Annotated in this window: 10 protein-coding genes; 7 read left to right on the top strand and 3 right to left on the bottom strand. The window is 71.0% G+C overall.

Translation table 11 applies throughout. The features are described from left to right. Nucleotides 1–551 precede the first annotated feature (551 nt). Together ACIHEJ_RS01775 and ACIHEJ_RS01770 are read right to left on the bottom strand one after the other, a co-directional pair. Nucleotides 552–1,397, bottom strand: coding sequence for an aldo/keto reductase (locus ACIHEJ_RS01775; RefSeq protein WP_400131267.1), 846 nt, complete (start codon nt 1,395–1,397; stop codon nt 552–554). Between the two features lie 102 nt (nt 1,398–1,499). Continuing rightward, entirely contained in the window at nt 1,500–2,819 is a 1,320-nt protein-coding gene (locus tag ACIHEJ_RS01770) for an MFS transporter (protein ID WP_400131777.1), read from the bottom strand. A 134-nt stretch (nt 2,820–2,953) separates the two neighbouring features. Between ACIHEJ_RS01770 and ACIHEJ_RS01765 the strand changes: the two genes are divergently transcribed. After that, nucleotides 2,954–3,844 (top strand): LysR family transcriptional regulator, encoded by an 891-nt coding sequence (locus ACIHEJ_RS01765; RefSeq protein WP_400131266.1) that lies wholly within the window; start codon nt 2,954–2,956, stop codon nt 3,842–3,844. A gap of 336 nt (nt 3,845–4,180) precedes the next feature. Here ACIHEJ_RS01765 and ACIHEJ_RS01760 read toward each other — a convergent pair whose 3' ends face one another. Next, nucleotides 4,181–5,965, bottom strand: coding sequence for a PucR family transcriptional regulator (locus ACIHEJ_RS01760; protein ID WP_400131265.1), 1,785 nt, complete (start codon nt 5,963–5,965; stop codon nt 4,181–4,183). Nucleotides 5,966–6,242: 277 nt separating this feature from the next. Here ACIHEJ_RS01760 and dnaK point away from each other — a divergent pair, with 277 nt between their 5' ends. The 6 genes from dnaK to trxA are packed head-to-tail and all read left to right on the top strand — an operon-like array spanning nt 6,243 to nt 13,198. Next, the gene (dnaK, locus tag ACIHEJ_RS01755) at nt 6,243–8,144 is read left to right on the top strand and encodes a molecular chaperone DnaK (protein WP_400131264.1); all 1,902 of its coding nucleotides are present in this window, start codon (nt 6,243–6,245) and stop codon (nt 8,142–8,144) included. 8 nt (nt 8,145–8,152) lie between these two features. After that, nucleotides 8,153–8,761 carry a nucleotide exchange factor GrpE gene (gene grpE, locus ACIHEJ_RS01750; RefSeq protein ID WP_400131263.1) on the top strand — a complete coding sequence of 203 codons (609 nt, stop codon included), beginning with the start codon at nt 8,153–8,155 and terminating at the stop codon, nt 8,759–8,761. Between the two features lie 6 nt (nt 8,762–8,767). Continuing rightward, complete coding sequence (locus tag ACIHEJ_RS01745; protein ID WP_400131262.1) at nt 8,768–9,721, top strand: DnaJ C-terminal domain-containing protein; 954 nt, start codon at nt 8,768–8,770, stop codon at nt 9,719–9,721. Then, nucleotides 9,718–10,125, top strand: coding sequence for a chaperone modulator CbpM (locus ACIHEJ_RS01740; protein ID WP_355922733.1), 408 nt, complete (start codon nt 9,718–9,720; stop codon nt 10,123–10,125). The genes ACIHEJ_RS01745 and ACIHEJ_RS01740 overlap by 4 nt, the downstream gene beginning before the upstream one ends. Continuing rightward, nucleotides 10,116–12,755, top strand: coding sequence for an ATP-dependent chaperone ClpB (gene clpB / locus ACIHEJ_RS01735; RefSeq protein WP_400131261.1), 2,640 nt, complete (start codon nt 10,116–10,118; stop codon nt 12,753–12,755). The genes ACIHEJ_RS01740 and clpB overlap by 10 nt, the downstream gene beginning before the upstream one ends. Then, nucleotides 12,752–13,198 (top strand): thioredoxin, encoded by a 447-nt coding sequence (gene trxA / locus ACIHEJ_RS01730; protein WP_400131260.1) that lies wholly within the window; start codon nt 12,752–12,754, stop codon nt 13,196–13,198. The genes clpB and trxA overlap by 4 nt, the downstream gene beginning before the upstream one ends.

Genomic DNA, 13,198 nt, shown 5'->3' with positions numbered 1-13,198 from the left:
CGCCGTGCTGCGTTCCGGCTTGTGGCGGACATGGCTCGCGAGGTGTCCCGTCTGGGCCCGTTCCACGAGGAGTTCGGCGACAGCGCATTGGGACACCCGGCAGGGCCTGTCCCATCCCTTTTTCCGGACCGGACTGCAAGGCCCGGCCGAAGGCGCCCCCGAGCGCATGTCTGCGCGCGGTCAGTGAGGGCTGCCGTCCGAGTGAGGACGACCTTCGTCCAGCCGTCGCCGCGGGCGTCGACGTGCTGGTGTCCGTGTATTGGTTTGCTTCCTTGTTCAGATGAGTTCGGCGGAGCGATCCCGGGCGGCTCGGCCCTCCCGGCCTGAGACGAGTCCGGCGACACGCGCCGGGGCGCGACCGCTACAGCAGCCGGTCGAACACCGCGGTCACGCCCTCCCAGTGACTGGTCTGCGGGTTTTTGACATCAGAACGCCCTCTCTTCCCCTGGCAGAGCAGCATGAAGCGTGTAGGCATCCCTCGGCCGGCCGTCCGCCTGAGGCTGCACGGCGTTGTGACACCGCCCCGCACAGAGCGCCACCCTGTCACTCCTTCAGAGCATCTCCAGGGGCGTGGGCCCGCTGGGCGGCGGGAACGCCTCGTCGAGAGCGTCGAGCGCCTCGGCAGGAAGGTGGAGGTCCACCGCGCCGCGGTTCTCCCGAACGTGGTCGGGTGATCCGGAACGCGGGATCGCGGCCACCCCCTGTTCCAGCACCCAGGCGAGTGCCACCTGGGCCGGCGTGGCTCCGAGGGCCCGGGCCACGGCACCCAAAGCCTCGACCTTCAGCAGCCGCCCCTGCTCGATCGGGGAGTAGGCCATGACCGTCACCCCGGCCTCGCGGCACCAGGGGAGCAGATCCCACTCGATGCCACGCCGGGAGAAGTTGTACAACACCTGGTCGACGGCCACGGCGTCCCCGCCGGGGAGGGTGGTCAGCTCGACCATGCCGGCGACGTCCAGATTGCTCACGCCCCAGTAACGGATCTTCTCCGCCTCCATCAGGTCGGTGAATCCCGCAAGGGTCTCCTCGAGTGGCCACCGTCCCCGCCAGTGCAGCAGGTAGAGGTCCAGCCGTTCCGTACGGAGCCGCCGCAGGCTGCCCTCGCAGGCGGCGACGGTGCCTTTCCGGGTTGCGTGGCCGGGCAGCACCTTGCTGACGAGGAAGACCTCTTCCCGGCGTCCCCGGAGGGCCTCCCCGACGAGTTCCTCGGATGCGCCGTCGCCGTACAACTCCGCCGTGTCGACGACGGTCATGCCCAGGTCCACGCCCAGCCGCAGCGCGGCGATCTCCTGTTCACGCCCGGCCGGGTCCTCGCCCAGGTACCAGGTGCCCTGCCCGAGCGCCGCGATCTCCTCACCGGAGGGGAGCGCGATCGTTCTGGCCGATTCCGCAGACATCTCGGGCCTCCCGTCTGCCGCGGATCCACGTCACGCGCGCCCGCACCGGGTGCCCGGGTCCGCGCCTCCCAGACAACCGGTGTCGCATACGCCGCAGGGAGGTCAGTAGGGGCGAGCGGACTGCGCCGAGAGCTCGCCGGGACCGGGTGCGCGGTCGCGCAACGCGACGGCGACCGAGACGACGGCGCCGCAGGAGAGGACCGCCGCGAAGCCGATCATCGCGGTCTGCACGGCGAAGTGCCGCAGGGCGATGCTGAACAGGACGGAGGGCAGGCCCATTCCCAGGTACGCGACGACGAAGAACACGGCGAGGACGCCCGCGCGTGAGGCGGGCTCGGCCACTGAAACGGCACGTTCGACGCCTCCCTTGAACAGCAGCCCGGAGCCGGCTCCCGACAGGGACACGGCGACCAGGTAGAGCCAGAGCGCCGGATGGTAGAGGGCGACGGCGCACAGGACCAGGCCGACCGGGAAGGCCACTGCCCCCACGGTCAGGAGCCGGGGCAGTGGGAGGCGGCCCAGCACCAGCTGGGCGGCCGCCGCGGAACCGAACATGAGGAAGGCCGCCAGGCCGACCACGAGGTGCGAGTCGATGTGCAGGGTGCCGTGGAGCACGCTCGCCCCGAGGGAGGAGATCAGGCCGAGGATCGCGAAGGCGAAGGCGCCCAGCGCGCCGGCCGCGCCGAACGACCCCCGGCCGCCGGGGCGCAGGACGAACCTGCTGGGCGGTCGGGTCGCGGGCAGCTCCAGGTCCACGGTCTCCGGGGTGGACAAGACCAGCGCCAGGCCCCCTGCCATGGCGAGCGTGAAGATCGCCTGGGTGGTGATCAGAGGCGTGGGAAGCCATTCGGCGACGGCTCCGGCGACCAGGGGCCCTGAGGCCAGGCCGCCGAGGTTGGCGGCGGTGGCCACGATGCCGGGCAGCACCGAACCCGTCCGTTCCGGACGGGCCTCGTGGTGGAGGTCGTGCAGGTACGTCGTCGCGGTCGAGGCCATCAGCCCCAGTCCGACACCGTTCAGGATCCTGCCCGTGATCAGCCCCGGCAGGTCCCGCCACACGATCAGTACGACCGACGCGACGATGCCGACCAGCAGCGCCGGGACGATGATGCGTCGTCGGCCGAGCCGGTCCGACAGGTGGCCCAGTCCGAGGAAGGCGGCCGCTGCGCCCACGACCATCGAGGCGTACGCCACCGTGACCGTGGTCGCGCCGAAGTGGTCCCGGGCCTCGTACAGCGGCCACAGCGGGGTCGGCGCCGTGCCGAAGGCCATCAGCACGGTGAAGGCCACCGCCACGAACCAGAAGCCGGTCGTGTGCGAGGCACGGCGCCGGGCGGGGGCGCGGGGCGGCAGGCCGGCGGGAGCGGGTGCTGGGATCCGGTGGGTCGGGTCGTCGGGAGCGTCGGCTGTGGGACGGCTCAGCGGCGTCGGAACGGCAGGCAGGGGTACCCCTCCTCGGGCGGAAGTGGATGGCGCTTTCCATCCTCCTCACCAGCCAGGATCAATGCCAACGAATGTTTTTGCTGAGCTCGAGCAATGCGAGTGATACTTCTCGTGTGGAGCTACGTCAGCTGGAGCACTTCATCGCGGTCGCCGAGGAGCTGAGTTTCACGCGTGCCGCACGTCGGCTGCACGTGGTGCAGTCGGGGGTGTCCGCCGCGATCCGCTCCTTGGAGCGCGAGCTCGGCTGCGCGCTGTTCGAGCGCACGTCGCAGCAGGTCCGGCTCACCGGGGCGGGCGCGGCGCTGCTGCCGGAGGCTCGGGCCACCCTGCACGCCGCCCAGACGGCCCAGGACGCCGTGCGTGCCGCACAGGACACGCTGCGCGGCACGGTGAACGTGGGCGCCATGGCCTCGGTCGAGGTGGTGGACCTGCCCGCGCTTCTCGGGCAGCTGCACGCGCGGCACCCGGCGATCGACGTCCGGCTGCGGCTGGCGACGACCGGATCGGCGGGACTGGCGCACGCGCTGCTCAACGGCGACCTGGACGTGGCCTTCCTGTCGCTGCCCGAACGCAAGCCCGCCGGGATCGACGCACGGGAGCTGGCCACCGTGCCGCTCGTCCTGGTGGTGAGCGCCGCCCATCCGCTCGCCCAGCGGGGAAAGGTGGCACTCGCGGACCTCGCGGGGGAGCCCTTCGTGGACTTCCCGCCGGGCTACGGCAACCGGGAGGTGGTCGACCGGGCGTTCGCGGCGGCGGGCGTCGTACGGCGGGTGGCACTGGAAGTGCCCGACATCGACATGGGGGCGGCGCTGGTCCGGCACCGTCTGGGCATCGCCTTCCTGCCCGCGTTCGCCGTTGCCCGCACCCCCGGCCTGCACGTCCTGGACGTCCACGACGCCATGCTCCGCTGGAGCATGCATCTCGGCACGTCGTCGACCCGGCGGCCCAGCGCGGCTCTGCGGGCGCTGCTCGACCTGGTCGACCTCCACGTCATCGCCCTGTGACGCCCGGGCCGCGGCCCGGACGTCACCCGTCGGTGGTGTCCGGCCCCCTGCGTTCGCCTCGCTCCGGCCGCGACACCTGCCGCAGCATCCGCTGACGCTCCCGCTGCCGTGGGCCACAGGCGGCGTCGGACACCTTCTCGGCCCCTCCGAGGCCGGTGCGGAAGGCCCCGCCGATCATGGCGATGGCGGTGATGAACCAAGGCCCCCGTCTTCTGACGCGACGCGACCTCGCTGGATCCAGCCGAGGAAGGGCCACCCACCCACTGCAGCGCTGTAGCAGGGCAGCCCGCCCCAACTGCTACTGACACCGCTCGGCGCAACAGTTCCCAAGAGGCGTCAGCCCGGTCCGCCCAGCACGATCTTCCACACTCGGGTCGCCACCTGGAGGTTCAGCCGGTCCTCGACGTTCGCGAGGTCGTGGCCGCTGATGTCGCGGATGCGCTGGAGCCGATAGCGCAGCGTGCTGCGGTGGATGGCGAGGGAGTCGGCGGTCTCGTCGTAGTTGCCGCCGCAGTCGAAGTACCGGGACAGGGTCTCCACCATGGCCGTGTGGTGCCGGGAGTCGTAGTCGATGAGCTGCCCGAGCCACTCGTCGACGAACGCCTCCAGTTCCCGGTAATCGTTGCCGGGTCCCAGGATGCGGTAGAGGCCGAGTTCGTCGAAGAACGTCGTGCCGTAGCGCTCGCGGGAGTGGCGGCGCACGTCCATGGCGCGCTGCGCCTCCTGGTAGTGGTGGGGGATGTCGATCAGGGAGTCGGAAGGGGCGCTCACCCCGATCGTCCCGGACCGTGTTCCGGTCTCCCGGGCGAGCGCCTCGTACAGCGCGCGGGCGTGCGGCCTCTCGTCGGCGATGAGGACGACGTGGTCGGAGCGGCGGGTCAGCAGCGAGCGCATGCCCACGGCAGAGGCCGCCCGACCCACGGTCTGTGCGAAGGAATCGTCGGGGGTCCGGTTCGACCACTGCACCACGACGATGTAGTGGCTGCGGTGCAGGTCGTGTCCGACCGCCTCGGACCGGGCGTAGGCGCTCGGTTCGTCCGTCCCTGCCAGGAGGTCGTCGGCCAGCTCGCGGTGCAGCCTCAGCTCCGTTTCGGCCAGATTGCGCAGGTGCGTCATTTCCAGTGCGAGCGACGTGGCGGCGTGTTCCAGCGCGAGCACGGTGTGCTCGTCGGCCTCGTCCCGGGCGTCGACCAGGGCCAGCACGCCCAGGATCTCGCCGTGCGGGCGGATCAGGGTGATCAGCCGGTCCCTTATCCGCACCGGTCCGGTTTCTCTGGCGACGGCGTGCAGCATTTCGTCCTGGCGCACGGGGTCCGGTTCGGGATAGGGGATGGGGCGGCTGGGGCCGGTCCAGGACCTCAGCCGACCGAAGCGGTCCTCGACCAGCGCGGGAAGTCCAGTGAGCCCGTGCAGTGCGCGGGTGACAGCTTCGTCGCCGCCACCCGAGGCAGCGACGTCGGCCATGAGAGCGTGAACGGCTCGCTCGTAGCCCAGCTCAGCCACCACAGAGATCAGCTGCCGCTGGAGGGCCGTGCGTTCCTCCCTGAGCCGGCGCAGCTCCAGCGCGTCCTCGCGTTGGCGGCGGTGTGCGAAGGCGACCGACAGTGCAGCAGTGGTGTGCCGGACGAGCAGGGCGAGCAGGGATCGCTCGGCCACGGTGGGCCGGGAGCGGGAGGACGTGACCACGAGGTAGCCGTGGAGTCCCCCAGGTCCGCGTAGCCCCAGGGCCCGGCCCCAGGGCCTGCCGGCTACGGTCACGTTGCCGTCCTGCCCGGCCAGCTCCTGCACCCTCCGGCCCACGGCCAAGGCATGCGGCTGCCTGTTCCTCGGGCTGGGGACCAGGTCGTCGCCCATCTTGAGGTATCCGGCCTCGGCGCGGTATGGCCCCGCGGCGGCTATGCGGTCCATGGCCACGCGGAGGATCTCGTCTTCGTCCGGGGCGTCGAAAAGGGAGCGGGAGAGCGCGAACAGTTCGGGGAGGGCATGGTCGGCCGGGGTGCGAGCGGGCAGGCGGGGCCCCCTGCGCGTGGCCGTGGGGTGCCGCCCGGCACTGCCCCCCGGAAGGCTGCCCTTTCGGTCGGAGTAGCGGTGGTACAGGCTGTATGCCCGACTGCCGACCATGGGATCACTCCGTCCTTCGGAGGTGAGCGGCTTTCGCGTACCCGCTCCCGGGCCGGCTACCCGAGACGCGTGGGTTCTTTGTCTCGTCCTCGTGGGGCGACCGGACCTGTGCATTCCTGACTCGCCAGGCGCAGGCGTGGAGCCACCCGGTTCGTCACCCTGGGGAGTGCTCGAGACCCTCCGTGCGCACCGGTGGGAAACCGGCGGAGTCCCACCTCTACCTGAGCGGACGTGATCCGGAGAGTCGACGCAGGCGCTGCACCGGGAGGAGTTCCTCATGGCCAAGGCAGTGGGCATCGACCTGGGCACCACCAACTCGGTGATCGCCGTGTGGGAGGGCGGCGAGCCGTCCGTCGTGCCCAACAGCGAGGGCAACCGCACGACACCGTCCGTGGTGGCCTTCACCGACACCGGGGAACGTCTGGTGGGCCAGCTGGCCCGGCGCCAGGCGATCCTCAACCCCAAGGGCACCATCTACTCGGCCAAGCGGTTCATCGGCCGGCACTTCGACGAGATCTCCGACGAGGCCAGGGCGGTGGCGTACGACGTCGTCGAGGGCGACGGCGGGGCGGCCCGCTTCAAGGTGCGCGACAAGCTGTACGCGCCTGAGGAGATCAGCGCACAGGTGCTGCGCAAACTCGCAGACGACGCGTCCAAGCAGCTGGGGGAGCGGGTCACGGAGGCGGTCATCACGGTGCCCGCCTACTTCAACGATGCTCAGCGCACCGCCACCAAGGACGCCGGACGGATCGCCGGACTGGAGGTGCTGCGGATCATCAACGAGCCGACGGCGGCCGCCCTCGCGTACGGCATGGACAAGAAGGAGCACGAGACCGTCCTCGTCTTCGACCTGGGCGGCGGCACCTTCGACGTGAGCATCCTCGACGTCGGCGACGGCGTGGTGGAGGTGCGCTCCACCGCCGGTGACAGCCACCTGGGCGGCGACGACTTCGACCGGCGTCTGGTGGACTACCTGGCGGACGACTTCCAGAAGGAGAACGGCATCGACCTGCGCAAGGACCCGCAGGCGCTGCAACGACTGTTCGAGGCGGCGGAGAAGGCCAAGACCGAGCTCAGTTCGGTGACGCAGACGCAGGTCAGCCTGCCGTTCATCACCGCTGACGCCTCGGGCCCCAAGCACCTCACCGACTCGATCATGCGCTCCACGTTCGAGCAGATCACCGGCGACCTGGTGGAGCGTTGCCTGGGACCGGTCCAGCAGGCCATGGCCGACGCCAAGGTCGGCGAGAGCGACATCGACGAGGTCATCCTCGTCGGCGGTTCCACCCGCATCCCCGCCGTCCAGGCTCTGGTCCGCCGGCTGACCGGCGGCAAGGAACCCAACATGAGCGTCAACCCCGACGAGGTCGTGGCCCTGGGCGCCGCGATCCAGGCCGGGGTGCTCAAGGGCGAGGTCAAGGACGTCCTGCTGCTCGACGTCACACCCTTGTCGCTGGGCGTGGAGACGCGCGGCGGAGTGATGACGAAGATCATCGAGCGCAACACCACCATCCCCGTGCGCCGCAGCGAGACCTTCTCCACCGCCGAGGACAACCAGCCGGCCGTCGATGTGGTGGTCCTCCAGGGCGAGCGTGAGCGGGCCGCCGACAACCGGGTGCTGGGCCGGTTCCAGCTCACCGACATCCGGCCGGCACCGCGGGGCGAACCACAGATCGAGGTCACCTTCGACATCGACGCCAACGGCATCCTCAACGTCAAGGCCCGCGACCGGGACACCGGTAAGGAACAGGGCATCACCATCAGCGAGAGCTCCAACCTGGACCGCAGTGAGGTCGAACGCATGGTCCAGGAGGCCGAGCGCAACCGGGGCGAGGACCAGGCACTCCGCGAGGCCGTCGACGCCCGCAACGAACTCGATGCCGTCGCGTACCAGGTCGAGAAGCGCCTCGCCGAACTGGGTGACGCAGCGCCCGCGCACGAGAAGGCACGCGCCGAAATGCTCGTGTCCGACGCCCGGGCGGCGGTCAAGGAAGAGGCGGGCGCGGAGCGCGTGCGGCCTCTGACCTCCGAACTCCAGCAGGTACTCGCCGGGCTGGCGGCCCATCAGGGCGCCGCCACCACGGGCGGCGGTACCGGCCAGGACGCCGCCACCGGCGGTCCCACGAGTGGCGGTGGCGGTGACGATGATGTCATCGACGCCGAGTTCGACAAGAGCTGAGGCGCGCCATGCCCACCCACCCCCAGGAACCCGACCGGGCCGCGTCGGATCCGGGCGTACGGGTCCCGGAAGGCGCCGGACCTCCTCCTCGCGGGGATTTGCCCCAACCAGGCCCGCCCCGGCCCGAAGCGGCGAACGGCGAACCGGGACCCGATGCCGCCGGCCCCGCACCTGCCGAGGACGAACACACGACCGCGATCCAGGAACTGGAGGACCGCTGGCGGCGCGCACTCGCCGACCTCGACAACCTTCGCAAGCGTCACGCCAGGGAACTGGAGCGCGAACGGGCGGTCGAGCGGTCCCGCACGGCGGCCGCCTTCCTACCCGTCCTCGACAACCTCGAACTCGCCCTGACCCACGCCGGCGCCGATCCGGGCGCGATCGTGGAGGGCATCCGGGCCGTGCGCGACCAGGCGGTGAACGTCCTCGAACTGCTCGGCTACCCGCGGCATGCAGAGCCCGGCGTCGCCTTCGACCCGGCCCGGCACGAGGTGGTCGGCGTCGTCCAGGACCCCGACGCCCCACCGGGCACCGTCGTCGAGGTGCTGCGCCCCGGCTACGGGGACGGCGAACGGCAGCTCAGGCCCGCCGCCGTGACGGTCGCGAAGCGGGAGTGACCGGTCATGGCACGGGACTTCTACGAGGTGCTGGGCGTGCCGCGGACCGCCAGCCAGGACGAGATCCAGCAGGCATATCGCAAACTCGCCCGCAGGTACCACCCAGACGTCAACAAGGACCCCGAGGCGGAGGAGCGTTTCAAGGACCTCAACGAGGCACACAGCGTCCTGTCCGATCCCAAGACCCGGGCCCGTTACGACCGCTTCGGCGAGGACTTCCGCAAGATCCCCGAGGACTTCGACGAACGGGTCGCGGCCGGAGCGGGCGGCGGCTTCCGCGGTCGGAGGACCGCGGGCGGGGGCGGTCCTCGCGTCCGGTACGCCACCGGCTTCGGTGACGACTTCGGCGCGGAGGGCATCGACATCGAGGACCTGTTCGGCTCCATGTTCGGAGCCGGCGCCGCCCGAGGCGGCGTCCCCGGAGCGGACCAGGAGGCCGAACTGCCGCTCACCGTCGAGGAGGCGTACCGAGGCGGCCGTCGCACCGTCACACTCGCCGGTCCCACCGGGCAGCCGCGGCGGTACGAGGTCGACGTGCCGCCGGGCGTCACCGACGGGCAGCGCATCCGGCTGGCGGGTGAGGGTGGCCGGGGCAGTGGTGACGCCGCCGCGGGCGACCTGTACCTGCGGGTGCGTGTCCAGCCCCACCCCCGGTTCCGGCTGGACGGCCGTGACGTGCACGTCCAGGTTCCGGTCGCCCCGTGGGAGGCGGCCCTGGGCGCGACCGTGCCGGTGCCCACGCCCGGCGGCGGCACGGCGAAGGTCACGGTGCCTGCGGGCTCGTCCAGCGGCCGGCGGCTGCGGCTGCGCGGCGAGGGCATGCCGAACCCGCGGGGCGCGGACGGCGACCTGTACGCCGAACTTCGCATCATGGTGCCTCCCGCCCTCGGCGACCGGGAGCGCGAACTGTTCGAGGAGCTCGCCGCCACTTCCTCGTTCGACCCCAGGAGGACGCGATGAACGACCGACCCGCGGGAGCGGGAGGCATCGGCCGGGCCGGCGTGGGCGCCCGTCCGGTACGAACGGGCGCCGACATCACCGCCTCGACGGCTGTCCGGTACGCGCTCGTCCCCGTCCCCAGGCTCTCCCTGGCCGCCGTGGCCCTTCGCTCGGGCCTCCACCCCGATCTGATCCGCCGGTTCGTCGCCCTCGGTCTGGTCGACGCCGAACGCGACTCCGCGGGGCGACTGGTGTTCGACCCCACGGCCCCGGCGGTTCTCGCCCGTATCCAGCGGCTGCGCACCGGACTCTGCCTCAACTACGCATCCATCGGCCTGGTGCTCGACCTGCTCGACCGCATCAGCCTGCTCGAAGCCGCCCTGCGCGGCCGCGGCACGAGGAGTGAAACACCCCCATGGACATGAACCGTCTCACCCAGAAGTCCCAGGAAGCCCTCCAGGGGGCCCAGAGCGCGGCCGTCGGCATGGGGCAGACCGAGGTCGACGGGGAACACCTGCTGCTCGCGCTTCTCGATCAGGAGGACGGTCTGATCCCACGGTTGCTGCAACAGGCCGGCACCGAGCCGAAGGAGCTGCGCGCGGCCGTGCGCGAGGAACTCTCGCGCCGCCCGAAGGTCACCGGTCCCGGCGCGGCACCCGGCCAGGTCTTCGTCACCCAGCGCCTGTCCCGCCTGCTCGATGCCGCCGAGCGGGAGGCCAAACGCCTCAAGGACGAGTACGTGTCCGTGGAGCACCTCCTGCTCGCCCTGGCCGAGGAGGGCTCGGCCACCGCCGCCGGACGGCTGCTCAAGGAGCACGGCGTGACCCGGGATTCGTTCCTGAGCGCGCTCACCCAGGTCCGCGGCAACCAGCGCGTCACCTCCGCCAACCCCGAAGTGGCCTACGAGGCTCTGGAGAAGTACGGCCGCGACCTGGTCCTCGAGGCTCGGTCCGGGCGGCTGGACCCGGTCATCGGCCGTGATGCGGAGATCCGCCGCGTCACCCAGATCCTCAGCCGCAAGACCAAGAACAACCCCGTCCTCATCGGCGATCCCGGCGTCGGCAAGACCGCCATCGTCGAGGGCCTGGCCCAGCGCATCGTTCGCGGCGACGTCCCCGAGGGCCTGCGCGACAAGACGGTGTTCGCCCTCGACATGGGCTCCCTGGTCGCCGGCGCCAAGTACCGCGGCGAGTTCGAGGAACGCCTCAAGGCCGTGCTGTCCGAGGTGAAGGCCGCCCAGGGGCGCATCCTGCTCTTCGTCGACGAACTCCACACCGTCGTAGGCGCGGGTGCCGCCGAAGGGGCCATGGACGCGGGCAACATGCTCAAGCCGATGCTCGCCCGCGGCGAACTCCACATGATCGGCGCCACCACCCTCGACGAGTACCGCAAGCACATCGAGAAGGACGCCGCCCTCGAACGCCGCTTCCAGCAGGTGCTGGTCGACGAGCCGAGCGTGGAGGACACCATCTCCATCCTGCGCGGACTGCGCGAACGCCTGGAAGTCTTCCACGGCGTGAAGATCCAGGACACCGCACTGGTCTCCGCGGCCACCCTCAGCCACCGCTACATCACCGACCGGTTCCTGCCCGACAAGGCCATCGACCTCGTCGACGAGGCGTGCGCCCGGCTGCGTACCGAGATCGACTCCATGCCCGCCGAACTCGACGAGATCACCCGCCGCGTCACCCGCCTGGAGATCGAGGAGGCGGCCCTGTCCAAGGAGACCGACGCCGCCAGCAAAGCCCGTCTGGAGGAACTGCGCAAGGAACTGGCCGACCTGCGCGGTGAGGCCGACGCCAAACACGCACAGTGGGAGGCCGAACGGCAGGCCATCCGCCGCGTGCAGGAACTACGCCAGGAACTGGAGCAGGTCCGCCACGAGGCGGAGGAGGCCGAACGCGCCTACGACCTCAACCGCGCCGCCGAACTCCGCTACGGCCGCCTCCAGGACCTGGAGCGCCGGCTGCAGGCCGAGGAGGAGCAACTGGCCGCCAAACAAGGGCAGAACCGGCTGCTGCGCGAGGTCGTCACCGAGGAGGAGATCGCCGAGATCGTCGCCGCCTGGACCGGCATCCCCGTCGCCCGCCTCCAGGAGGGCGAACGCGAGAAACTGCTGCGCCTCGACGAGATCCTGCGCGAGCGCGTCATCGGCCAGGACGAGGCCGTCAAACTCGTCGCCGACGCCATCATCCGCGCCCGTTCCGGCATCCGCGACCCGCGCCGCCCCATCGGCTCGTTCATCTTCCTCGGCCCCACCGGCGTCGGGAAGACCGAGCTGGCCAAGACCCTCGCGGCGGCCCTGTTCGACTCCGAGGAGAACATGGTCCGCCTCGACATGAGTGAGTACCAGGAGCGGCACACCGTCAGCCGGCTCATGGGCGCACCACCCGGATACGTGGGCTACGAGGAAGGCGGCCAGCTCACCGAGGCCGTACGCCGCAAGCCGTACTCGGTCGTGCTGTTCGACGAGATCGAGAAGGCGCACACCGATGTCTTCAACACCCTGCTGCAGGTCCTCGACGACGGCCGCATCACCGACTCCCAGGGCCGCACCGTCGACTTCCGCAACACCGTGATCATCATGACGTCCAACATCGGCTCCGAGCACCTCCTCGACGGCGCCACCGCCGAGGGCGAGATCAAGCCGGATGCCCGCGCCCTGGTGATGGGCGAGCTGCGCGGGCACTTCCGCCCGGAGTTCCTCAACCGCGTCGACGACATCGTGCTGTTCAAGCCGCTCGGTGAGCGGCAGATCGAGCGGATCGTGGAGCTGCAGTTCGACGAACTGCGCCGCCGCCTCGCCGAACGCCGCATCACCGTCGAACTCACCGAATCCGCCCGGGAGTTGATCGCCCACCAGGGCTACGACCCGGTGTACGGGGCCCGGCCGCTGCGCCGCTACATCTCCCACGAGGTCGAGACGATGGTCGGGCGCGCACTGCTGCGCGGTGACGTCCAGGACGGCGCGACGGTCCGCGTCGACGCCGAGGCGGGGGAACTGGTGGTCACCTACGACCAGCCCGAGGACGTGAAGGGAGCGCGGGCGGCATGAGCACGATGCAGGCGACGACCGTCAGTTGTCCCCACTGCGGGCGCACCAACCGGGTGCCCGTGGCCGCGGAGGGCCGGCCCAAGTGCGGCCACTGCAAGCAGCCCCTTCCGTGGATGGTGGACGCGGGTGACGACGACTTCACCGAGGTCGCCGAGCGGGCCGATGTCCCCGTCGTGGTCGACCTGTGGGCCACCTGGTGCGGCCCCTGCCGCATGGTCAGCCCCGCACTGGAGAAGGTCGCCACCGATCTCGCCGGCCGCATCAAACTCGTCAAGGTCGACGTCGACAAGAACCCGCGACTGTCGCAGCGTTTCGAGGTCCAGGCCGTACCGACACTGCTGATCCTCGACCAGGGCGAGACGATCGCCCGGCAGGCGGGGGCGGCGCCCGCCCCCGCTCTTCGCCGGTGGGTGGAACAGTCGATCACCGCCCGGAAAGGGTGA

It is taken from the genome of Streptomyces sp. NPDC052301, assembly GCF_044593395.1.
In the GTDB taxonomy this organism is placed as follows: Bacteria; Actinomycetota; Actinomycetes; order Streptomycetales; family Streptomycetaceae; genus Streptomyces.
The sequence above is the reverse complement of the archived record's forward strand: the minus strand, read 5'-3'. Positions and strand labels throughout refer to the sequence as shown.